Origin of the sequence: Fibrobacter sp. UWB5 (assembly GCF_002210295.1) — a bacterium.
GTDB lineage: Bacteria > Fibrobacterota > Fibrobacteria > Fibrobacterales > Fibrobacteraceae > Fibrobacter.
In genome coordinates, this window is the sequence record NZ_MWQH01000002.1 from 98,559 (window position 1) to 121,426 (window position 22,868).

Genomic DNA, 22,868 nt, shown 5'->3' on the forward strand with positions numbered 1-22,868 from the left:
ATTTTTTCTATATTCATACCATGACTTTCAAAATTATATCTTCTGTTCTGGCGGCAACTCTCGCCCTTACGGTCACTTCCTTTGCCGACGAGGCCATCCGCTTTGTTCCCGAAAATTACCCGATAGGCGTCTTGAATCAGGGCGATACCAAGCATATCGTTTTGCAAGGTGCTAATATCACGGACAAAGAAATCGTTCTCGAAAACGTGTTCGGCCAAGGCAATGGCATGTCGAACTTCAAGTACCCGAACAAGATTCCTGCCAAGGGCACGGTCAAGATTGAATTCGACTTTAACTCTGCCGAAATGGAAGGTCAGATTAAACCGGTTGTGGTGTTGGTGGATACCACCGGCAAACCTTATCTTGCCAATATGGATGGCATCGTGAAGGTTCCGTTCATTTTCGGCGAAAAACTCTTTGATACGGGCTACTACGCCAAGGGCGAAAAGCGTGAATGGACTTTCTATGTATGGGGCACCGACAAGAAGGAACGTCCGGACTTGACTCTCGCGCCCGAGTCCGCCAAACAGTTCTCCATGTCTGCCAAACCCGTAATGCTGAACGTGGACAAGTTTGACCAGATTAAGGAAGGTGGCAAGGTCCCCGGCCTGAAAATCACCCTTTCGACCAAGGGGCTCTCCCGCGAAGGCTGGGAACTCAAGCAACAGAGTATCCGGAAGATCGTTTCGTTCAAGAGCAAAAAGTACCCGAAGGCTACGCCTGACGTGCTGATTGTTGGTTTCTGGAAGTAAAAAAACGGCTTTTTTGGGGCTTTAGCCTTGCAAAAAAGCCCACTTTTATCTAATTTTGACCCACCAATGAACCAACGGGATGTAGCTCAGCCTGGTAGAGCGCTTGAATGGGGTTCAAGAGGTCGCTGATTCGAATTCAGTCATCCCGATAAAAAACACCGCTTTTAAAAGCGGTGTTTTTGTTTTAGAAGCTTGTATCGGTTTTATGCCGGAGCGTTTTAACTCTGCTTTTCTTCCTCTTCAGGCGAATTTTCGTCATTGCGTTCATCTTCGCCCTTTTCTTGTTCCGCAGATTCTGCGGCCATTTTGAGCGGATGGTCTTCGATATAGTCGAGGCTCACCTGGAAATTTTCGCCCTTGGGCTTGTCGGCATTCTTTTTCAATGTGGCAAGTTCGATAGCAGCGGCCTCGTAGTCGGTCTCGGTCACCCATTCGGGCTTCCACACGATGACGCGGTTTCGACCGCCTTCTTTACCCTGGTAAAGTGCCTTGTCGGCCATTTGAATGCTTCGGTCTGCACCCAGACGGTCGTCGAACTTGGCGACACCGAGCGTAATGGTAATCTTGATGGTGAAGTCCGCATAGCGAACGGTCATCTTTTCAATCTGCCTGCGGAAGCGTTCGGCGACCACTCTTGCACCTTCGAGGTCCGTTTCGGGCAACAGCGTCAAGAATTCTTCGCCACCGTAGCGGGCAAAGACATCGTACTTGCGCAACAGACCGCGAATGGTCTGGGCCACCGACTTCAGGATGATATCGCCACAGGCGTGACCGTAGGTATCGTTGATATTCTTGAAGTGGTCGATGTCGATAAAGATGAAACAGAAGGGTTTGTGCGTACGTGCAGAACGACCCATTTCGTTTGCGATGGTTTCGTTCATTTCGCGGCGGTTCGGAAGTCCCGTCAGTTCGTCGGTCTTCGAAATCAGTTCCAGCTTCTTGTTGGCCAGTTCCAAATCCTTGGTTCGTTCCTTGACTTCCTGTTCCAAGATTTCTCTATGGGCGTTCAGTTCCTTAATCTGACGTTTAATGGTATCGTGCATCGAGTTGAAAGCGTTGCCCAACTGGCCCAGTTCGTCTTTACGGCTACCCACGTCAATGTTTTCGATATCAAGGTCTCCGTCAGTGATTCTACGGATGTGCTTGGTAATGCGGTTCAGCGGAACGCCCAGCATGTAGAACATCCATGCTGCGACAAGGAAGATTATCAGAATTGAAATCACGAGAATGGCGATGCTTGCCTGCGTTGCCGAGGAAATAAGTTCATCGATTTCTCTCTGCGGCTGGAAGGCGAAAAGACCGAAGTCCGTGTTGGAATCAAAGTAGTAGTTGACAAGGTATTTTTCGTTGTCGGACAGCTTCTGGAATTGGGCCTTCTTGACATCGTAGTTGCGGGGGTCGATATCTTTCAGTCCCAGTTCCGAAATCTTGTGGGAATCGGTCAGCCAGCGTTTCAAATCGGGGTGGTAAAGGATTTCACCCTGACCATTGATGGCGACCAGGAATCCGTTTTTGCCGACTTTATAGTTCGGAAAGTTGGTCCAGAGTCTGCGGAGTGAGAATTCTGCAAGCAGGTATCCGCTGGAACTAGACTTGTTTGTAATGCTAATGCCGAACAGACGCTTTGGGGGTGCATCCTTTGTTTCCCTAAACCAGGGCGTCAAGTAAGGGCGGTGCGGAGTAATGCGCGAAAAATCAATGGGGTAGGGGCTTTCTGTTGGAATGCCGACCATGGAGTTGTCGCAGATGAACGAGTTGTCTCTGTCGTATAAAGTAACGGTTTCACCCGAAATGAACAATGTCGAAATGCTGTAGCTCTTAAGGTAGCTGGCAGCCGTATTCGGATCGAGACTTTGAATTTCGGATGTCTTGGAAAGAAGTGTCAGGCGGTCGCCGAACTGCTTCATTTCGCTAGATGCCATGTAGCCAATCTGCGAGAGAGTCGACTCGTTGTTGTTGAAACTCCATTCCAACATCAGGTTTGTCTGTTTTGACGTGAAAATAAAGATACTCCCCGTGACCACGAGGGTCATGGAGAAAATCAAAACGATAAGCACCTTGAAGACGATGCTTCGTGAAAAACCTGATATGGTAGTGGTCGACATAGGCGGTTACTTTAAAAACTTGTTATCTCTTGCGCTTGCGGAGGAAGGCAAACAGGAACCCGAGGATAAGCATGACGGCGAATACGAAGGGGGCTGTCTTCATGTTGTCGTCGACGACTCCGTTCGTGGAATCCTTGGCGACTTCAACCACAGGCGTTTGCTCTTCGTTAATCTTGTTCCAGGCTGCCTTGAATTCGGCTGCCGTCATAATATTGGTTGTCGGGTAGTTCAACTTTTTGTCGATTTCGACCGTGAGGTCCTTGAATATCTCGTACAGCTTGTCTTCGGAATAGAGCGACGGGATTTCCATCTGTTCCCAAATGGCGCTGAATAGTGTGTTGAGTTGCTGTTCCAGTTCGCCCCATTCCGGAATGGCCACGTAGGCGCGACCGGTTTCTAGTGCGCGGACCAACACTCGGTATTCTTCGTCTTCGGCCCAAGTCTGCAAAACCTTTCTAGAGGGCGGCAACAGGCCAATCTGCTTGGTGTAAGCGTCCAGGTTTTCATCGTCGGTCAAGAAGAGCAAAAGGTCAAGAGCTTCTTTGCGTTTGTTGTTTGCCGGAATGGCGAGGTTTGAACCGCCGATAAAGCTGACGCTTCCGACCTTGCCTCTAGGAATGGGAACCACCATGACGCTGTCGGAACCGATTCGGGCGTTAGAAAGGCCTCCCATGTTTCCGTGGAAACGGGTCTGCATGATGATTTCGGAAGTGCTCACGATAAAGGCGAGTTCGCCATTGTTGAATTGCTGGGCAATCTGTGCCGTATTGGTCTGCAGGGCTTCGGGCGCTACGAGCGTATCCATAATAAAGTGGAGGTAGCTTGCAATGCCTAGGAGCGTTTCTTCAGAAAGGATGTTGGCGTGCCATTTGCCGTCGGCGTCTTTCTTGATGAACGAACCGCCGTTGCTCCAAATCCAGGGAGCAAAGTTGTGAGGAAGGTTCCAGTCGCTCCTGCCGGGGAATGCGTAACCGCGTACGTGGGCACCGTCTTCAAGAACTTCGTCTTTTTGGTTGATTTTGCGAATTGCGTTCTTGAATCCTTCGTAGGTTCTAATGGAATCTTTAGTGATGCCGTGTTCAGCAAGGATTCTCTTGTTGGCAAGAACAGCTCGAATATCGATAAACCAAGGCACGGAATAGATTGTCGAGTCTTCGTCGATATGGGTCGTGTTCCAGCTGACGGGGACAAAACGTTCCGGTTGAATTGCCGAAAGTTCTTCGTTTAAGGGCTTAATTTCTTTGCGGGATGCAAAGTACGGAATCCAAGTAGTGCCAAGCTGCAATACATCGGGGGCCGGCTGAGTTCCGGAAAGCGCTGCCGTAATGCGGTTCCAGGCTTCACCCCAGTCAAGCACTTCGACCTTGGTCGGAATGCCAGTTTTCTGGGTGTAAAGTTCAAGACGTTTTTCGAGGGTTTCTTGCGGAGATGCGCCATTGGGCATAATCCAAACTGTGAGCGGTTGCTTTTTAGGGGCGGCCATAACTGCAGTCGAGGCTATAGCAATCGCTAGAATTGAATGCATAATTCTATTCATCTTTATACCCATGAACAACTCTCCTTTCTTAATCGCATCGTCATGTTTATACGAACATTAAAATAATAAAAAAAAGAGAAAAGTGACAAAAATCACTGAAATGGATTGGTTATTCATAGTCCAAAATGGAATAGAAAACTCCAATAGCCATGTTGATTGTAAAAATAAATAAACAATATGGCGTGAATGTGATAAAAAATCAAAAAGTGAGAAATTTTAAGAGGAATATCACCAAAGAATCATTTTTTAGTTATATTTTCCACGTCGTAAGAAAACGATAAACAACCCTTAAGGAGTTAATAAAATGAAAAAAGGTATCATTACCCTTCTCTGCGCCGGCATGATCGTTCTTTCCGGCTGCTATGGCAAGTATGCATGCTTCAACAAGCTGCTCGCATGGAACGGCACCCTTGGTAACAAGTGGCTCAACTCCATCGTCCACTTCGCCATGAACGTGATCCCGGTCTACGGTATCGCTCTGTTCGTGGACTTCCTCGTCCTCAACACTGTCGAATTCTGGACTGGCTCCAACCCGCTCGCTGCTGGCGACTCCTACTATGAAAAGGACGCTCAGGGCAACACCATTGCTGCTGTCAAGAACGCTGACGGTTCTATGACTGCTGAAATCACCACCGCTGCTGGCGAAAAGGCCGTCCTGACCCTCCAGCGCGATGAAAACGTTATCCGCGCCATCGACGCCGAAGGTAACGTTGTCGCTCAGCGTGAACTCGACAAGTAATTTCTTACTTGATTGATTTTCAAGGACCTTGGTTTTGCCAAGGTCTTTTTTTATTGATTTTATTATATATTTAGGCTATGCTTAGGCGTGTGTGCTACATAGGGGTGTTGTTGTTCACCTTGTCTTTGATGTCTTGCGTCAATGACGACATCAAACGTGGAAACGACGCCTTGCGTATTGGCGACTATGAACGCGCTATTACGAATTTCTCGAAAGCCTTGGATGTTGAACCGGCCAACCGCGATGCCCGTTACGGGCTTGCGCTTTCGTTCTATGCCGAAGCGGAACAAGCGGACCGTTTCAACGATTCCTCGTTTGTCCGTTGGAGTCGCGCCGCCCGCGAATTCAAGATTCTTTACGGTCTAGATAGTAGCGGAAGCATCAATGCCAATTATTCGACTTGCTTGTTCTACTTGGCCCGCGCTACGTTGAATCAAGATGCGTCTGCAAATGTGTTGCCCTTATTGGATAAATCTATACAACTGGATAGTTTGAACTATTTTAGCTATAACTTGAAGGGCTTGATTCTTGCCCGGAGCAGTGCTCCTGGTAATCTGAATAGCGCAAAGAACATATTCATCCATATCGTGACTCGAGAACCCGGATTCATTTCGGCGTACATCAACCTCGGAAATATCTACTGGGAAGAAGGCGATGTGGAATCGGCCTGGGATACTTGGTCTGCGGGCTTGCAGAAGGCGCCCACGAACAGCTCCCTGATTTACTGGACTCAGGTTGCCGAAGATTCTTTGAAGTCGATGGTGCTTTCGGGTAGACTATGAGCGTAAAAAGCGAAAAGTCTATGGCAAGCATCTTGGACAGGGCTTGCGATTGCGCCTTGTTGCATCAGGGTGGCGAAGCCGATGTTTACGAACTTGCATGTGGCGAAGACTTTTATGCCTTAAAGTGGTACCATTCCGGTTGCCGCTTTGAAGAATCCGTCGTTGACCGCCTGAAGCACTTGAACATTCCTGGGCTTTACCGAGTCCGCGAATCGGGCGTTCGTGATAATACGCCATACTTGGTTTACGATTTTATTGAGGGCGTGAGTTCGGCTGATGTTCCGGCGATGCCGGTAGCGGTGGCATTGAAACTCTTGCGTGGAGTAGTGCAGACACTTGATGCCTTGAATAAAGAAGATATCCATCACGGCGATATCAACCCTTCGAATGTCTTGCTTTGCAAGTCTGGCAATAGCTTGCAGACTCTTGTGATCGATTGCGGCATTGTGGGGCCCGGCGCCTTGGCTTATGCGGCTCCGGAACGCTTTCAAGGCAAGCCCGCCAGCACGCAGAGCGACCTCTACAGTTTGGGAATGCTTTTGTTCCGCTGGATTGCCGGCGTTGATTTGCTTGAATCGGACGATTACAACAATCTGGCTGCCCAAGCTCTGGCTATCGAAGGCTTGGATATTTCTTCGCGACTTTATGACCTGGACCGTTGCAAGCCGCAGGAGCTTTCGGCACTGGAGCCTTTGTGGAAGGCCATGCTGCGGGAATCTCCGGAAAACCGTGCCGAAGATTTTGACGAGTTGGACGAACTTCTGGAAATCGCCCTCGAATCGATCGGCGTGGGGGAGGTAACCGCCCAAACGGCTCTGCAAAAATATGCTGGCGAAGTCCTTCCCGAAAAAATGGGGCGAAAATTCCCGACAGAGCAAAAAAGCGCTTTCCCGTACAGCCAAAACGATAATGAAAACAAAAAAAATACCTTAAAAATTGCCGTTTTGGCCATTTTAGGACTTATATTAATTGCAACGGCGTTTTTCGTGTTGGTTGGGACAAAAAGTCCCGACATCGACGAAACAGGAAATTTGTTGCTTCAGAAATCCAGAAGTCTGGAATCGGTTGAATCGGGATTGGAAAGTCGTGGAAATTCTGCTCCTGATACGCTTCCGCCTGCGGTACTGAAGGATTTGCCTACGCCCGTATCGGAATAGTTTTTGAAAGAGGTTTCGTATGAAGTCAGAATCGATGCTCGCGACAGAAAGAATGCTCGATGTCGTAAGAATCTTACTGGATGAAGTCCAGCCGGAATCTCTTTTTGTGAAAATTCTCGAAGTGGCCAAGGATGTATTGCATGCCGATGCCGCGGTCCTTGATACCGGCGGCGAAAATGCGATTCACTTGAGCAATCCCGAAAAAGTTTCGATTTCTATTTCTGCAGTAAAGCAGGCCAAGCTCGAAAAGAAGGCCGTGGTGTGGAACCAGCTCGATGACGATTCCGCCGACCTTTCGAAGTCTATTGTACAGAACCAGCTGACAAGCATCATGGTGTCGCCGTTCCGCACGCCCGAAAGCGAAGCCGGTTACCTGTACTTGCAACGCGCAGCCCGCGAAGAACCTTTTACCGAAGACGATAGCGCCCTGTTCGATTCCTTCGTGATGGTGTGCGAAAAGTTCGCCTTTGCCGCCTTCGACCGTTTGCGCGACAAGGAATCCTTGAATGTCTTGCGCAATGTCATCCGCAAAGACGGCATTGTGTATTCGAGCAAGGCCATGTCCGACTTGATCGCTCTTGCAGACAAATTAGCAGGGCTCCCGATGCCGGTAATTATCCGTGGCGAAACGGGAACCGGTAAAGAAGTCATTGCCCGCTATATTCACAGGCATAGCCCTCGCGCAGACAAGCCTTTTATCGCTGTCAACTGTGGCGCCATTCCGGAACACTTGATGGAATCGCTTTTGTTCGGACATGCCAAGGGTTCATTTACGGGAGCCATTGAAACCCGTAAGGGATTTTTTGAAGAAGCCGATGGCGGAACGATTTTCCTCGATGAAATCGGTGAACTGCCCATGAACATGCAGGTGAAGCTTTTGCGCGTGCTGCAGGAAAAGCACATTACCCGCGTGGGCGACAACCGCGAAATTCCGGTGAACGTGCGCATCATTAGTGCAACGCATGTAGACTTGGAAGAAGCAGTCAAGGCAAAGCGCTTTAGGGAAGACTTGTACTTCCGTATTCAGGTGATGCCGGTAGAAATGCCGCCCCTGAGAGACCGCGGACAAGACGTTGTTCTCTTGGCCGAGGAATTCCTGACCCGCTATGGGGCGGAATACGGCCGCGGAAAGTTCCACTTGAGCCGTAACGCCGAAAAGGCGATGCTCAGCTACCACTGGCCGGGCAACGTGCGCGAACTCGAAAACAAGGTCCAGAAGGCCCTGGTTCAGGCGGTGCATGGGGTCGTTCAGCCCGCCGATTTGGGCTTGGGCGATGTCCAGTCGCAGGCCAAGGAGTCTCCGCGTACGCTTAAGGAAGCCCGCGAAATCGTGGAACGCGAAGTAATTGGCAGGGCGCTTTCCGACAGTAATGCGAATCTGACGCTCGCAGCGACGATTTTGGGCATCGACCGCAAGGTTCTGCGCGAAATTATGGAAAGATTGGGAATGAAAAAAGAAGACTATAAGAAATAGTTTTATATATTTATTATAGCCTAAAAGACGGTTGGCACGGAATTTGCAAGAGATTGAGTATGAAAAAGACTACTTTCATAACGACAATTATGATGGCTGCAGCGCTTAGCTACGCTGCTCCGTCTTCTGCGCGTCCGGAGTCTTCTGTCCCGACCCCCGCCGAGAATATGGAAATTTCGCGAGAAATGCCCAATCTCGGTGCAAAGGAAAGCGCAGATTGGCAGAAATTGCGCGCAGAACGTCGTGCTGCCCGAGAGCAAATTCTTAGGGACTTGCGCAACAGTTCCGCCGCGGAAAAGAAAAATATCCGCCAGGAAGTCTCGAAAAAACGAGACGAAAAGCCTCGCTTGGAGGGGGAAATCCCGAAAAATCAATCTCGCGAACGTCGTCCTTTTTATGAGCAACCTGGGTCTCATCAAATGAACCCGATGCGAGAAATGCCCCATGGTCCGGGGCCGGCTCCCATGTATCCCATGAATCCCATGCATCCCATGTACCCCATGGGTCCTGTGAAGCCGATGGATCATCCCCATCGCTAAATGCGTTTCATTGTAATAGTGCTATTGATGTTTTCGTCTTTGCTTTATGCCGAGACGCAAGAATCTGTGTACTTCCGTGCAATGAAGGCTGAAGAAGCCGGTGATGTGTCGGCCGCCCTTGCAGCCTTCGAAGAAGCGGTTCAGATTCCCGGTCCCTATACTGAGGAACTTCGCGAAATCATTGACGAATATTATAAGGCCCTTGATGCGACTACGGAAACGAAGAATCCGTGGTCGCTTCGTTTTTTGGGGGATCTCGGTTTTTACGGCTTGCATTATAATGAATATGGCGGTGTAGAGAAAGTCAGCGAAACCGGCGGTGACATCTTCTTTTCGCTGACGCCATTTGTGGACTATTCTACGGGCGACTGGATTCATTCTTTTGGACTGGGTTTTTCGGGCGACTGGTTTGTGGCGAACGAAGATATGCCCGTGCTCGATACGAACGACTGGAATATTTCGGTCGGGCTTGAATATTCCTTGGTCGGTAAATCCCTGATGCTTGACGTGGGTGCCGATATCAAGATTGTCGAAGGCGCTTACGTTTCTCCCAATTTTTATGTGTGGGTGGAACGCGATTTCTACCGCTTTGAAAAGCAGCGTGTCGGTGCGGCGGCCTGGGGGTACTATGATCCCGATGGTCCGCTTTCGTTTGCATTATACGGCTCCTGGCACAGGATGGTTCCTTACGGCTTGAACTGGTCTGTTTATGCGGGGGCCCGTTTCGAGGCGGATTCCGCGGTGGATTTTGTGAGCTATATGGAGTCGTATAAGAACGCTATTGAAGAGTTGGAACAAGAAGATGAATGGGGTACAGAGAATCAGTGGGGAAATTATTCCATGTACGGAAACTGGCAGAACCCGATGCAGGTTTGTCTGGAAACCTATGGACCGGAATGCTATAATTGGAATGTCGGAAAGCTGGATTCCATGTATTGGGCGCAGCAGAATGCGTCTAAGGATACGACGTCTTCCATTAGTGTAGCGATTCCCAAGTATTTTGCCAAATGGTTTGGCCCAACCCTCCGTTCACGGGTGTCCTATAAGTTCAAGCGCAATATAACGCTCGAGGCGAGGCTCAATCTGTTCTACGGTTTTGTCTTGGATGGCCCGGATAGCAATTACGAAAAGATGCGTAAATTCAGTGGCGTCTGGGGAACCATGCTTTATTGGAAACCGAATGCATTGACGCTCTATTTAGGCGTTGAACAATTCTACAAGCATTACAGCTTGCCCCGATATTATAAGGGCGTCTATCCGGAAAACAGTATTCTTTCTGAAATGAAAGTCGGTTTCAAGTGGGAAATTTAAAAACGAAAAAAGCAGGACGACGTCCTGCTTTTTTATGGAGATAGTGGGAGTCGAACCCATGACCTACAGATTGCGAACCTGTCGCTCTACCAACTGAGCTATATCCCCAGGATGTAGGCGCAATATAACTTATTTTGAGACCATTGGCAAGTCATGCGCCTTGATTGGACTAGTTCCCGCGGTTGTCCATCGAAGAGAACATCTGGATGATTTCTTCGGTGAAAAGCGAGTTCGGAAGTCCTTGAGCTATTTCAAGTGCCTTTTCAAGATGATCTTGGGCGTTGGCCTTTGCCTTCTTGAATGCGTCCTTTTCGTTCAATTTCTCGATGATCTTTTCGGGAATGTCGGGCTGGTCCGCCTTTGCGATGAGCGATTCCATGTCGGAGCGTTCCTGTGCGTTGCAGCTTTCGAAATAGTACAGCAGCGGAAGCGTGATCAGTCCATTGCCTAAATCGGTGAACTTGGCCTTGTCCAGATTCTTGCTGCCAAAACCGTAGTCCAAAAGGTCGTCGACAATCTGGAATGCAATTCCGAAATGGCTACCCATTTGGGCGCACTTGTCGGTGTTTTCTTTGTCGAATCCGGCAAGGATTGCTCCGATGCGTGCGGCCGCAGCAATCAGGGAGGCTGTCTTTCCGTCGATGATGCGGTCGTATTCTTCGAACGAGAGACGCATGTTTCCGGACTGGTCCAATTCCAGGATTTCACCGGCGATTAATTTGTCTGCAGCTTTGGAAAGGACGGTCGGAATGTCGTGAGATTCTTCGTCAATCACGCATTGCATGGCCTGCGAAAGAACGTAGTCGCCGATCAACACGGCCACTTGCGTGCCCCATTCGCGGTGTGCGGTCTTTTGTCCGCGACGAATGTCGGTGCCGTCGATAATGTCGTCGTGCACGAGGCTTGCAAGGTGCAAAAGTTCAATGCCTGCGCAAGCGTGAGCCACGCGCAGGGGATCGGGCTTTTGTGCACCGCTTTGCGCAATTAGGCAAAGGAGCGTCGAACGGATGCGTTTTCCTTTGCGCAGAAACAGCGATTCCAGTCGTTCGCAAATTCCTGCGGGAGCATTCTTGGCGACGCCGAGAATGACCTTTTCGGTAAGTTGCAATTGTTCTTGGACAAGTGCGCGTGCCTGAGAAAGCACGGTCTGAAAATCTGCCTTAGTCGGAGCCATTGGAACCTTTAAACATCCAGGTCGTTCAAGACCTTGTAGGCGTTAGATTCAATGAACTTGCGGCGCGGTTCCACGTCTTCGCCCATGAGCATGCTGAAGATCTGGTCGGCGGCGACGGCGTCTTCCACATAGCACTGCTTGAGGAAACGCTTGGACGGATCCATGGTCGTTTCGGAAAGCTGTTCCGGAGACATTTCGCCAAGACCTTTGAATCGGCTCACCGTCACGTTCTTCTTGTCTTCGAGCTTGGCCATGGCCTCGTCCTTGTCGTTTTCGTCAAACAAGTAGGTTTCCTTGGTGCCGACCTTGAGCTTGAACAGAGGCGGCATGGCGAGGAACACGTGACCGTCGTCGATGAGCGGGCGCATGTAGCGGAAGAAGAAGGTGAGTAGCAGAGTCTGAATATGAGAACCGTCCACATCAGCATCGGTCATGATGATGATCTTGTTGTAGCGGAGCTTTTCGAGCTTGCATTCGGTACCGAGACCGCAACCGATGGCGTTCACCAGGTTCTGGATTTCTTCGGTGTCGAGCACGCGGTGGAGGCTTGCCTTTTCCACGTTCAAAATCTTACCACGGAGTGGGAGAATGGCCTGGAACTCGCGGTTACGGCCCATCTTTGCAGAACCACCTGCAGAGTCACCTTCCACGATGAACAGTTCGCATTCCTTGGGGTCGCGGCTGGAGCAGTCGGCGAGCTTGCCCGGCAGGCCGCCGCTTTCGAGAACGTTCTTGCGGCGGGCGAGCGTGCGTGCCTTGTGGGCCGCTTCGCGGGCCACGGCGGCGTTGTAAACCTTGTCCAAAATAATCTTGACCGCGGCCGGGTTTTCCTGGAAGTATTCTTCCAGCTTGGCACCGAAGGCGGAGGCGACGTAGCCTGCGATTTCGGAGTTGCCAAGCTTGCGCTTGGTCTGGCCTTCGAACTGCGGCTGCGAGACCTTGATGGCGATCACGGCAGTCAAGCCTTCGCGAATGTCGTCTGCGGTAATCTGAATGTCTTTCTTGCCCTTGGGCATTTCTTGCGCGAACTTGCTGATGACGCGGGTGAGGGCGGTCTTGAAGCCCGTCACGTGCGTACCGCCATCGTAGGTGTTCACGTTGTTCACAAAACTAAAGAAGTTTTCCTGGTAGCCGTCGTTGTACCACATGGCCACTTCCAAAGGATACTGGCCTTCGGGGAGCACCAGATGAATCGGGTCCTGGAACAACTTGGTGCGGTGTTCGTCCACGTAACGCACGAATTCAGACACGCCACCCGGATAGCAGAACGTATCAGTCTGCTTATTTTCGGGATCGCGTTCGTCGGTAAGCGTCAGGCGAAGACCGCTCATGAGGAAGGCGAGTTCGCGGAAACGTGTAGCGAGCGTGTCATACACGTAAACGGTTTCGCTGAAAATCGTATCGTCCGGATAGAATTCAACGGAAGTACCGGTCGTACCGTCGCTTTCGCCGAGGTCCACCTGCGGACCGCACGGAACGCCTCTAGAAAATTCCTGCTGAACCACGCGGCCGTTGCGGCGCACGGTAACAACGAGCTTGTTGGAAAGGGCGTTCACGCAGCTCACGCCCACGCCGTGCAAACCGGCAGAGACCTTGTAAGAGCTATTGTTGAACTTGCCACCGGCGTGGAGCTTAGTCATCACGACCTGAATGGTGCCGACCTTTTCCTTGGGGTGAATGTCGGTCGGAATGCCGCGGCCGTTGTCGGTTACGCGGATGCCGTTACCCGGCAAAATGGCAATTTCAATGTGAGAGCAGAATCCGGCCAGGGCTTCGTCCACGGAGTTGTCGACCACTTCCCAAACCAGGTGGTGGAGACCACGGATGTCCGTCGAGCCGATGTACATAGCCGGGCGAACGCGCACGGCTTCGAGGCCTTCGAGAACGGTAATGCTAGAGCCGCTATAATCTTCTTCGGCCTTTTTCATTTCTTCAGATTCTTCTGCCATTTTTTACCTTGTTTTCTTCTTCTAAAATCTTTGTGTCGGGGAGTCTATTTGACATGCTTTTATACGAAAAGAATGTCCTTGATAGAGGGCTTCCCGAGCAATAAATTACACTTGTCAATAATAGCTTTTTTTTGCAAGAAAAGTTCCTGTTTCCACGCGGAACTGTCGCACTTTAGCGTCAAAATATTCTTGTTTATTTTGGCAATTTGTACGTGGGGTTTTATGAGTGGCCCCACGATGGTTTCAAGCCCTTCGGAAAGCTTTTCGAAGGCCATTTCTTCGCCTAACGGAGTCTTGTCCAAAAGCATTTGCAACAGGACGCTGATGTCCTCCGGGTCCTTGCCGCAGACCGGTTTTTTACGCTTTTTGCGAAAGGGAATTTCCATTAGAGCAACAGCAACTTGGAAAGCACAAAGCCGCCAATCAAAATGCTTGTCATGCCGGCAACAACGGTAGCCTTGGTGTTCTTACCCACGCCTTCGGCACCGCTATGGGTAGTGAAACCGAAGAAGCATGCGTAGCTTGCAATAAAATAGCCGTAAAGGGTTGCCTTGATAAGGCCCACCACCAAGTCCCAGTTTTGGTAGAACATGCGCACACCGTAGAAGAATACGGCGAAGGACACGTCCTTGTAAATGTGGGCCACTTCGTAACCGCCGACGATACCGATAAAGATACTGATCACCGTAAGGGTCGGAAGCATGATGATGGTGGCGATCAAGCGCGGCGCAAGCAAGAACTTATAAGGGCTTAAGCCGAGAACCTTGTAGGCGTCAAGCTGTTCAGTCACAGCCATGGTACCAAGCTCGGAACACATGGACGCTCCAATTCGGCCAGCAAGCACCATGGCGGTCAAAATCGGGCAGAGTTCCACCATCACCGATTTACCCACGGCCATTCCCACAAACATCAGGGGAATAATGTCTGCAAACTGGTAGGCAAGCTGCCAGGCCATAATTGCGCCCGTGGCAAGCGATGCGGCCACCACCACGGGAATACTGGTAAGCCCCACGTGCTGCATCTGTTCCACGGTTGTGTGGAAGTTGCTAAACGCTCCGGGGACGTTCTTGAAAAGCTGCCAGACAAAGTGCAGGTAACTTAACACCGTATGCAGAAACTTCCGGATAAACTTACCCAGACTTTCTGCAATTCTGTTCATGACGGTAATCAAGGATTCCTACTTCTTCTTGGATGCTTTCTTGGACGGAGCGCTGATGGCCTTCTTGTAAAGGTTCATGTCGCTCAAATACTTGATGGCTTCGTTCAACTGCTTGTCCTGTTTCAGGGAGAAGGCGGTGCTGACGGAGTCGTTGATGAACGCGGTCAGGAGCTCGCGCTTGATGCCGTCCTTGATGTACTGCTTGTTCTCGTCAAACTGGGCGTTGCGGTTGTTTTCAAGGGCCTTGCGCATGTCGGCGATGCGCTTGGCGAGAGCGGTGTCGCTCACGACCTTGGCGCTATCGCCCATGTAGTTCTGTTCGCGGATAATGCTCTTTTCGAGCTGGTCCACGCCTACCAGTGCGTTGCTCTTGATCTTGGTAAAGTTCGTGTCCTTCATGCAGAAGTCGCGGAACTGCGTAAACAGGCTGTCGGGGACTTCCCAGTTGGCGTCAATCTTCACGTTGTTCTTTTCGAGATCCGGACGGATCTTGACGGCAAACTTGAAGTACATGGCCATGCGTTCTTGAACCTGCACGACCCAGGGCATGGGGGAAAGTTCCACTTCTACGTCAGGAGAAATGCCGCCGCTACCGAACATCATACGGCCGTTATGGGTGTAGAAGGTGTCGACCTTGGCAGTGTCTTTCTTGGTAGAATCGGCCTTGCCGTCGCCTTCGTCGGCGTATTCTTCTTCAAGGAGCTTCAGGCCCTTGATGCCGTTTTCGGGCTTGTTGATGCAGCGTCCGAAGGGCAGGTAGTAGAAGGCGGTTGTAAGCTTGAGGGCGTTACCCTGGTTGTCCAGCGGGAAAATTGTCTGCACAGAGCCCTTACCGAAGGAAGTCTTACCGATAATCAGGGCGCGGTCCCAGTCCTGAAGGGCGCCGGAAACAATTTCGGCGGCGCTGGCAGAACCCTGGTTCAAAAGAACGACCATCGGCACTTCAGGCTTCACGATTCCGTTTTTGCGGGCGTGGCTTTCGGTCTTCTGAGTGCGGCCACGGGTGCTCACAATCAAGTTGCCCTGCTTTAAGAACAATTCGCTGATTTCGATAGCCTGGTTCAGGAGACCACCCGGGTTGTAGCGCATGTCGAGAATGATCTTCTTCATGCCCCTCTTCTGCAGAATCTTGAGGGCGTTTTCGACGTCGCTCGTGGTCTTGTCGCTAAAGGTGGCGAGCTTGATGTAGCCGATATCCTTGGTGACCATGCCGTAGTAGGGCACGGCGTGTACAATGATTTCGGCTCGGGTAATGGTAAAGTCCATTAGATCGGGCACGCCTTCGCGTTCAATGGAAACGGTCACGTCGGTGCCGATTTTACCGCGGAGCTTGTTCACGGCTTCGTCGAGGCTTAAGCCTTTGGTGTCCTTGCCGTCAATTCTACGGATGCGGTCGCCGGCACGAATGCCCAAGCGGAATGCCGGGGTGCCGGAAAGCGGTGAAATGACGGTCAAAATGTTGTCGCGGAGGCTAATGGTGATGCCCACGCCGCCGAACTTGCCTTCCATCGAAACCTTGAGGCTTTCGTAGTCCTTGGGCGAAAACACCGTGGTATGCGGGTCCAAGATGTTGCGGATGCCGTTCAATGCCGCGTCGGTGAGCTCGGTCGGGTTCACGTCTTCGACATATTTGCGGTTGACTTCGGAAAGCACCTTGTTCAGGCGCGAAACTTCGTTATAGAAATCGCCAGGAGGATCTTTCTTGTCGCTTGCTGCAAGCGGGCTTGTGGTGAGGCACAGAGCCGAAAGACCGGCTACAAAAAGGGTTCGAAAGTTCAGCATATTGAAATTCATGCTTTAAAAATACAATTTCATTTGTTTGTCGGGGTACAGAAAACGGAAAAAACCGGCCATTCGGCCGGTTTTTAATATAAGGAGAGAGAGAAAAAAGGTCAAAATTAGGCGGCGTCGTTCAAAACGCGGGCAAGCTGTTCGTTCCTGAGCTTTTCGAGCGCGGAATCCTTGAGCTGGCGGGTGCGTTCCTTGGAAAGGCCGACCATCGGGGCGATTTCTTTCAAGTTCAGGTCGGAATCCATCTTGAAACCGAAATAGAGCTTGATGATTTCCTTTTCCTGGGCGGAAAGGCTGTTGTTCATCGCCTTGTTAAAGAGCTTGGAGCGGTTGTTCTTTTCGGCGAGTTCGTCGGTGCGGAATTCTTGTGCCGCAATGGTATCGCCGAGCGTCATGTCGCCATCTTCGCCAACGGGGGCGTCGAGAGAGGTAGACTTGTTGCCCATCATCAAGATCTTTTCGATGTCGTCGGCTTTGTACTTGCTGACGCCTTCGAGGCTCTTGGGGTCGAGCATGAGACCGCCGCCAACGACCTGGTGCATGGCGCCACCCTTCTTGGCGAAGCGACGGAGCACGAGTTCCTTTTCGGCGCTGATGCGGACCAAACGACCGCGTTCTGCGATGGCGCGGGTGATGTTCTGGCGAACCCACCAAACGGCATAGCTGATGAACTTGATTTTCTGGGTGTGGTCAAAGCGGCGGGCGGCTTCAATGAGGCCCATGTTGCCTTCGTTGATGAGCTCGTTCACGTCGATGCCCTGACCCTTGTAAAGGTTTGCGATGTTCACGACGAAGCGGAGGTTGCTTTTGACGAGCAGGTCCATGGCTTCGCGGCTGCCTTCGCGGACTTTGGCGAGAACAACCTTTTCCTGTTCCTTGGTAAGCAGAGGATATTTAGAAATATCGTTCAGGTACTGGAAATAAACATCCCTGTCGTCACGAACGTGTGTATTCTTTGTCATATCAACCTCGTTGCTTGTTGTTTCGTTTACATTCGTAAATCTACCTCCATTTGCATTTTGAAGTGTCATAGATTACGCCTTTGTTCGCAAAAGTTATTTGTGAATTTCGTCAAAGAAAACGGCACTTTTGTCATGTTTTTGTCATAACGCCCTTTTTTTTGCCCAAATAAGGGCTATTTTTGTGTCTGCAAGAGGAAAAAATGACGACAAAGTACGCAAAATCCGCTTTTAGGGCTTTTTTACGCCGCAATTATGAACGTTTTGCGGAACTTCAAGAGGCTCAATTCGAAAAAGGAGAACGTGAACTGATTGAAATCATGGGCGATGAGAACGATGCCCAGTATCCGATTCCGACATTTGTACTGATGATTCTGATTTGGATGTTTATCTTGCTGTTCCCGTTAATATTGTTGCTGGATCCGACATATCCGTTGACGCAAGTGTCGCTTATTAATCTTTCCTGCTACTATTTGCCGCTTCTGGCAACGTTCTTGACCTTCTTGGTAAACCAGCGCTACCTTGTTCCAAAGTGCTTCTTTAGAAAACGTTATGCTTTGTTCTTTGCCGGCAACGCCGTGATTCTTTTTCTTTCGTTGCTAGGCCGCGAAGTGTTCTACTTCTTGATTCAGCGCAAGGCGGGCGAGGGAATTGTAGATTTCTTCAGCAACTATTGTTTTAGTGCGGGGACCGTGCGCGGGCATTTTTCCGTCTGGACTGTACTTGTGTTTCTGATTGCGCTTGCGCTCATCTGCTTTGTTTGCATTTTGATTTCAATGTTTTCGAGGTTGATTATCAGGGCATTTATCTTGCGTGAAAAGAAACGTTCGACTCTGGAATATGAACTCAAGTTCTTGAAGAACCAACTCTCGCCGCATTTCTTGTTCAATACCTTGAACAATATTACTAGCTTGATTCGTATAGACCCTGGCCTTGCCGAAACAAGTATGACGAAACTTTCGCAGCTGATTCGTGTGATGCTTTACCAGACAGGCGACAAGTATATTTCGCTTAAAGAAGATGTGGGCATTTTGGAAAAGTATGCGGAACTTGAGAAATTGAGACATGACGATTCATTTGATTTCAAATTTGAATACGAACTTGAAAATCCCGATTGTCAAGTGGAACCCTTGCTGATGATGCCCTTGATGGAAAATGCGATGAAACATTGCGTGAATCCGGATGGTAAAAGCTTTGCCCGTATCAAGATTGTGCAGAAAGGGGATGAACTTAGCTTTGTGGGCGAGAATAGTAACTTTCCACGCAAGGCGAAACCGAATGCAAGCGGCCTTGGTCTTTCGACCTTCAAGAAACGCCTGGAACTCATGTATAGCGGGCGTTACCATTATGAAGGTCGCGTAGAAGGTGATGTGTATATAACTGAACTGAAGGTGAAACTGAAAAAGGATTCCGTGTAAACGCTGTATACACTTTTTTTGAAAAATTCCGAATGACGTCTTTACAATAAAAATTTGTTTATCTATAATTCGGTTCGGAGCAATTAAATAGTTTTTTAGATACATCTGTTAGCCACAGGTGTATTTTTTTATCCTGTTTAATGCTTTGTTTTTATATGGCTTTTTATATCGCGGCCTAGCGAGTGCTAGGGAGCTTAACAAACATCTTTAAAAATGGAGGTCCTATGATCAGTAGGATGTCAAGGTGTGCAGCCTTGATTGGGACCGTATTGTCTCTTTCAAGTTTTGCGCAAGTTTGTAATGATGTTTCGCTGTATAAAAATGGCGAAGCAGGTAAAATGGAAATGGCTGGCATGACGTTCCCGGAAGCACCGGAGTGGAGCGCCAATTGGGGTAAAATGAACTCGGGCGAAAAGGAGGCGCTTACCCCGCCTTATATTCGCTGGTCCGGCATGAAGAACAAGGCGGGAGATTGGACGGGATTGTTGTCGTTTGACAAGTTGCCCTTGGCCGTCCAATCCGGGAACGTGGCGCTCAAAGTGCGCGCGACGCAGAAAAGCAAGTTCGGAATCTGGCTTGCGGGCGATTTCGGCAATAGCGGCGTGAAATTCTTTGATCTCGATGCCAATAAGACTTATTCGCTGAAGATTGCTGTCGCTGAACTTCTCGGAAATTCCGCAAAGGCGGTCAAGCATGTAGGCGTTGGGCTTTTTGATGTTCCTGCGCATCAATACACGACCCTGTTTATTGACGATGTATCGGTAAGTTGCGCGGTGTCGAACGGCTCGGTTGCCGAAGTGTGGACTTATCCATACAGCGATTTGGACCCGAGGACCCCTCGCCGCGAAGGCAAATTCATCTCAACGCCAGCGCCGATGACGTCTGCTGCCTATTCCGAAGAAAAACGTCGTAAAATTGCAGATTCCACTAGCGCTGATTTTGTTTTGAGTGAATTAGAACATTATCAGATTCAAAAATTTTGTGGCCGGACCGATTTGACTCCGCAAAAATCTCGCGATGGCTGGTTCAACAACATGTACTTTATCGATCGGAATCGCTTGCGTGATAGCGTGATTGCGAATCCGAAGGGGTTGTTTTACGAGGCAAACGAGGCTGCCGCTGGTACGGATAATCTCGAAATGCCCTTGCTGATAGGCAATGTGGATTACGCTTACCGCGCCTGTAACGATAGCGTTTGTAAGGCTGGGCGGTTACAAAATGCAAGAATTCTGCAGGCGGGGGTCCCGTCGGCAACTGTGAGGGGATCTCGACTCAAGATTTTCTATGATCCCTATTTTGTTTGCACGAATAGAAGTGTGCTTCCGAAGGTGGAAATTTATACGAAAAACAAGTGGCAGTCGCTAGAACCAAAGTCCGAAATGCTGCTAGAGTTTGAATCGGCGGGCGAGCAGTCCGTAAAAGTAAGGCTCTCTGAAGGCGGTGTAACCATTAACCAGACGTTATTCGTGGAGGTGAAATAATGAGATTCGTATTATTTGTTTTGGCATTGTTGCTTGGTTTTTCAGTTTCTACGGCAAGGGAACATATTGATTTGGTCTTTAGTGGAAATTACGGATTGGATTCAATGTGTGTGGCAAAATATGATATTAAAAATTCAAGAAATAGCGGATTTACGTTGACAGGTCTTCCTTGTTCTGCGCTTCCGATGTATGATAAGGTGAGAATAAGGGTCCTTAATCCGCGGAAAGACGACTCGAAAAAAATGCACTTTAGCCTGGTTCGCCCGTTCCTGATGATTGATGGCATTTACCTCAGTACAAATGGAATGCGGACTTTAAGCGAAATGCAGGACGAAGTTGAACGTTTTGGCATTGTTGACCCGCTTGTAGAATTGGGCTACACGCCCGTTCTTGTGCAATTCCCGCAAACTGTGAGACGGTCTCTGTTGGAAAATTCTCAAAGTTTTGCGAAAATGCTTCATTTGATTAATTCGGAATACTGGTTTGGATTTGATAACAAACTGCAAGATGGTTTTGTTGTGCTTGGGGTAAGTCAAGGCGGTATCTTGGGCCGTTATGGTTCGTACTTGTACGATATCGCACGGAATAAGATGACGGACGCCCCGATTCGGCTGTATTCGTCTTTGGATTCGCCGCACCAAGGAGCCATTTTGCCGCTTGCGCTTTTTTATACGATTGATTTTTGGGCTCTAGATGGTGGTTCCGGGGGAGCTGAGGCTTTCAGGGATTTGATTAATGGCCCTGGTGCTAGCGGGTTGTTGCTGTATGAGAGAATGTGCAAGAATAAAGATTGTTCCGATTATTCATACGAGGTGAATGCATCGCCTAACCGATTCCTTTTTGGGGAGTACCGTAAGGCGGCGGAATATAAGGGCTTTCCTTCTGTACTTATTGCGCAAGGCCAGCTGAAAGGGGCTATTCCGGCGCATTCTGACACATTCTTTGTTTTGAACAGGCATGCAAAAAAATACGGGTCTCCGTTCGGTCGTGCTGAAAGTAGGCTTTATTCTTATCTCGATGGCAAAACCCCAATTGCCCAAAATAGAAAATATCAGTATCTAGATGGGGTTAAAGAAAAAACGCGTTCGGCGCAGGCTTTCTATGATTTTATTCAAGGAAGTACTTATCCGTTTTCGGAAACAATGTATGAAAGCTTACGCCAAGGCATGCTTGATGCAATGGCGGATGATATGAAAGTTCTTTATGTTGTTCCTTTTTCAACTGGTTGGGATGAAGACGTATTGATTCAAAAGAATAGCACCTTTATTCCGACCACAAGTGCGATGGATTTGAAATGTAGTGGGATAAGTTCCATTACGGAACCTTGTGCGTTTTACCAAAATTACTCCGATTTCCCGTTTACAAATCCTGGCGCAAAAAGTTCCGCCAATGCGGTTTATGCGGTGGATGCGACGCACCCGCGTTATAAGGAACCGATTAGCGGGAGACATATTGAATTACCTTCAAGCAAGAAATTGAAGGCGGATTCTGCCATTATTAGCGGATTGCAGGTCGATATGTGGCGAGTCCTTTGTGAGTTGGCTAATTACGACTACGATTATGTAAGCAAGGAATTCCGCAATGAAAACCTGGCTTGGTATTTTAAGCCGGGGACCAATTGTATGGACCAAACGAAAATGCCTGAATTCTTGAGGAAGGGCGGCTATGTACAGAAGAAGTATTTCGCTTATGGTCGCTACGATTATAATGCGGAGGCGACGGAAAGTGACAAGAGCGTGATTTTCGATGTGCCGGCTGGATGGCATAAGGTTGCTGTATTTGACAATGGCGAAGACCTTCCGGAAGGCGCTTCTGTCGGTTTTGACATTACGGTTAACAATACGAAAGGCTCTTGGATGAAAGCGGAACTTTTGTTGCTGAAATCTAAGTCGGGAATAGGCCAGTTGCAGTTGCAAGAGGTGGCTGTTCCGGTAGATGGCAAAAAGCATCGTGTTCACTGGAAACTCCCTGCGAATGAGGGTTCGCTTAAGAAATATCATTGGATTCGTTTGGTGTTGAATTCCGATGGGGGGAATGTGACTGTTGCGAATCCGGCACTTACGATGACTGTTGAAGATACCGGTAAGGACTATGAAAGTGCTATTGCTGAATTATATCCGGAAGCGTACAAATTTGCCTCATGGACGCCGTCTGCATCGGTGGAGACTTATCTTGAAGGGGCCAATATGGGGGCTGAACTGGATTTTAAGAAAATAGGTAGCGAAGCTTATTTGGATCTTAAAGGCGAAAAGAGCTTTGAATCCTATAAGAAACTCCAGATTTATTATTGGCCGGGGTCTTGCCAAGGGACAGGCGTGTATTTTGATTCGTACTTATCAGGAATGCAGTATTTGAGAGATTCTGCTACAATAGAGGGGGACTTTATTGTAAAAGAAATTTCTCTTTCAGATGTCATAGATACGAAAATTACGCATAATTACAAAAAAATCGCGTCTAGGCTGGTCTTTAGGAGCGGCAAGACGGATGAGGTTTGTCTTGTGTACAGAATCTTGGCAAAATAAGGTCTTTTTTTAAAACGTT

Annotated in this window: 18 protein-coding genes and 2 tRNA genes; 11 read left to right on the top strand and 9 right to left on the bottom strand. The window is 49.2% G+C overall.

Annotated elements, in window-relative coordinates:
• Positions 1 to 20: 20 nt before the first annotated feature.
• Together B7989_RS04695 and B7989_RS04700 are read left to right on the top strand one after the other, a co-directional pair.
• A complete protein-coding gene (locus B7989_RS04695; protein WP_088627445.1) occupies positions 21 to 752 on the top strand; it encodes a DUF1573 domain-containing protein in 732 nt (243 codons plus the stop codon).
• 75 nt (positions 753 to 827) lie between these two features.
• Positions 828 to 901 (top strand) — tRNA-Pro (locus tag B7989_RS04700).
• Positions 902 to 970: 69 nt separating this feature from the next.
• Here B7989_RS04700 and B7989_RS04705 read toward each other — a convergent pair.
• Together B7989_RS04705 and B7989_RS04710 are read right to left on the bottom strand one after the other, a co-directional pair.
• Entirely contained in the window at positions 971 to 2,857 is a 1,887-nt protein-coding gene (locus B7989_RS04705; protein ID WP_088627446.1) for a diguanylate cyclase, read from the bottom strand.
• 22 nt (positions 2,858 to 2,879) lie between these two features.
• Positions 2,880 to 4,394, bottom strand: a complete 1,515-nt coding sequence (locus B7989_RS04710) for an extracellular solute-binding protein (protein WP_088627681.1) — start codon at positions 4,392 to 4,394, stop codon at positions 2,880 to 2,882.
• A 304-nt stretch (positions 4,395 to 4,698) separates the two neighbouring features.
• On the opposite strand from B7989_RS04710, the gene B7989_RS04715 reads away from it, so the two are divergent.
• The 6 genes from B7989_RS04715 (at position 4,699) to B7989_RS04740 (ending at position 10,396) form a co-directional block, all read left to right on the top strand.
• Positions 4,699 to 5,133, top strand: coding sequence for a DUF3332 family protein (locus tag B7989_RS04715; protein WP_088627447.1), 435 nt, complete (start codon positions 4,699 to 4,701; stop codon positions 5,131 to 5,133).
• A gap of 77 nt (positions 5,134 to 5,210) precedes the next feature.
• Positions 5,211 to 5,915: a lipopolysaccharide assembly protein LapB gene (locus B7989_RS04720; protein ID WP_088627448.1), complete on the top strand. Its 705-nt coding sequence runs from the start codon at positions 5,211 to 5,213 to the stop codon at positions 5,913 to 5,915.
• Positions 5,912 to 7,072: a serine/threonine protein kinase gene (locus B7989_RS04725; protein ID WP_088627449.1), complete on the top strand. Its 1,161-nt coding sequence runs from the start codon at positions 5,912 to 5,914 to the stop codon at positions 7,070 to 7,072. The genes B7989_RS04720 and B7989_RS04725 overlap by 4 nt, the downstream gene beginning before the upstream one ends.
• A 19-nt stretch (positions 7,073 to 7,091) precedes the next feature.
• Positions 7,092 to 8,546, top strand: coding sequence for a sigma-54-dependent Fis family transcriptional regulator (locus tag B7989_RS04730; RefSeq protein ID WP_088627450.1), 1,455 nt, complete (start codon positions 7,092 to 7,094; stop codon positions 8,544 to 8,546).
• 59 nt (positions 8,547 to 8,605) lie between these two features.
• Positions 8,606 to 9,085: a hypothetical protein gene (locus B7989_RS04735; protein ID WP_088627451.1), complete on the top strand. Its 480-nt coding sequence runs from the start codon at positions 8,606 to 8,608 to the stop codon at positions 9,083 to 9,085.
• A 27-nt stretch (positions 9,086 to 9,112) separates the two neighbouring features.
• The gene (locus B7989_RS04740) at positions 9,113 to 10,396 is read left to right on the top strand and encodes a hypothetical protein (protein ID WP_233144250.1); all 1,284 of its coding nucleotides are present in this window, start codon (positions 9,113 to 9,115) and stop codon (positions 10,394 to 10,396) included.
• 35 nt (positions 10,397 to 10,431) lie between these two features.
• On the opposite strand, the gene B7989_RS04745 is transcribed toward B7989_RS04740, so the two are convergent.
• From B7989_RS04745 to B7989_RS04775, 7 genes are all read right to left on the bottom strand, one after another.
• A tRNA-Ala gene (locus B7989_RS04745) sits at positions 10,432 to 10,504 on the bottom strand.
• A gap of 61 nt (positions 10,505 to 10,565) precedes the next feature.
• Complete coding sequence (locus tag B7989_RS04750; RefSeq protein WP_088627452.1) at positions 10,566 to 11,570, bottom strand: polyprenyl synthetase family protein; 1,005 nt, start codon at positions 11,568 to 11,570, stop codon at positions 10,566 to 10,568.
• Positions 11,571 to 11,578: 8 nt separating this feature from the next.
• Entirely contained in the window at positions 11,579 to 13,519 is a 1,941-nt protein-coding gene (gene gyrB / locus B7989_RS04755; protein WP_088627453.1) for a DNA topoisomerase (ATP-hydrolyzing) subunit B, read from the bottom strand.
• A gap of 59 nt (positions 13,520 to 13,578) precedes the next feature.
• The gene (locus B7989_RS04760) at positions 13,579 to 13,905 is read right to left on the bottom strand and encodes a DUF721 domain-containing protein (protein WP_088627454.1); all 327 of its coding nucleotides are present in this window, start codon (positions 13,903 to 13,905) and stop codon (positions 13,579 to 13,581) included.
• Entirely contained in the window at positions 13,905 to 14,678 is a 774-nt protein-coding gene (locus tag B7989_RS04765) for an ABC transporter permease (RefSeq protein WP_233144251.1), read from the bottom strand. The genes B7989_RS04760 and B7989_RS04765 overlap by 1 nt, the downstream gene beginning before the upstream one ends.
• An 18-nt stretch (positions 14,679 to 14,696) precedes the next feature.
• On the bottom strand, positions 14,697 to 16,472 hold the full coding sequence (locus B7989_RS04770) for a S41 family peptidase (protein WP_088627456.1): 1,776 nt from the start codon (positions 16,470 to 16,472) through the stop codon (positions 14,697 to 14,699).
• A 104-nt stretch (positions 16,473 to 16,576) separates the two neighbouring features.
• Complete coding sequence (locus B7989_RS04775; RefSeq protein ID WP_088627457.1) at positions 16,577 to 17,431, bottom strand: RNA polymerase sigma factor RpoD/SigA; 855 nt, start codon at positions 17,429 to 17,431, stop codon at positions 16,577 to 16,579.
• Positions 17,432 to 17,631: 200 nt separating this feature from the next.
• On the opposite strand from B7989_RS04775, the gene B7989_RS04780 reads away from it, so the two are divergent.
• From B7989_RS04780 to B7989_RS04790, 3 genes are all read left to right on the top strand, one after another.
• The gene (locus tag B7989_RS04780) at positions 17,632 to 18,846 is read left to right on the top strand and encodes a sensor histidine kinase (protein ID WP_088627458.1); all 1,215 of its coding nucleotides are present in this window, start codon (positions 17,632 to 17,634) and stop codon (positions 18,844 to 18,846) included.
• A 224-nt stretch (positions 18,847 to 19,070) separates the two neighbouring features.
• The gene (locus B7989_RS04785; RefSeq protein ID WP_144264965.1) at positions 19,071 to 20,327 is read left to right on the top strand and encodes a hypothetical protein; all 1,257 of its coding nucleotides are present in this window, start codon (positions 19,071 to 19,073) and stop codon (positions 20,325 to 20,327) included.
• Positions 20,327 to 22,849: a hypothetical protein gene (locus B7989_RS04790; protein ID WP_088627460.1), complete on the top strand. Its 2,523-nt coding sequence runs from the start codon at positions 20,327 to 20,329 to the stop codon at positions 22,847 to 22,849. The genes B7989_RS04785 and B7989_RS04790 overlap by 1 nt, the downstream gene beginning before the upstream one ends.
• The last annotated feature ends 19 nt before the right edge of the window (positions 22,850 to 22,868 follow it).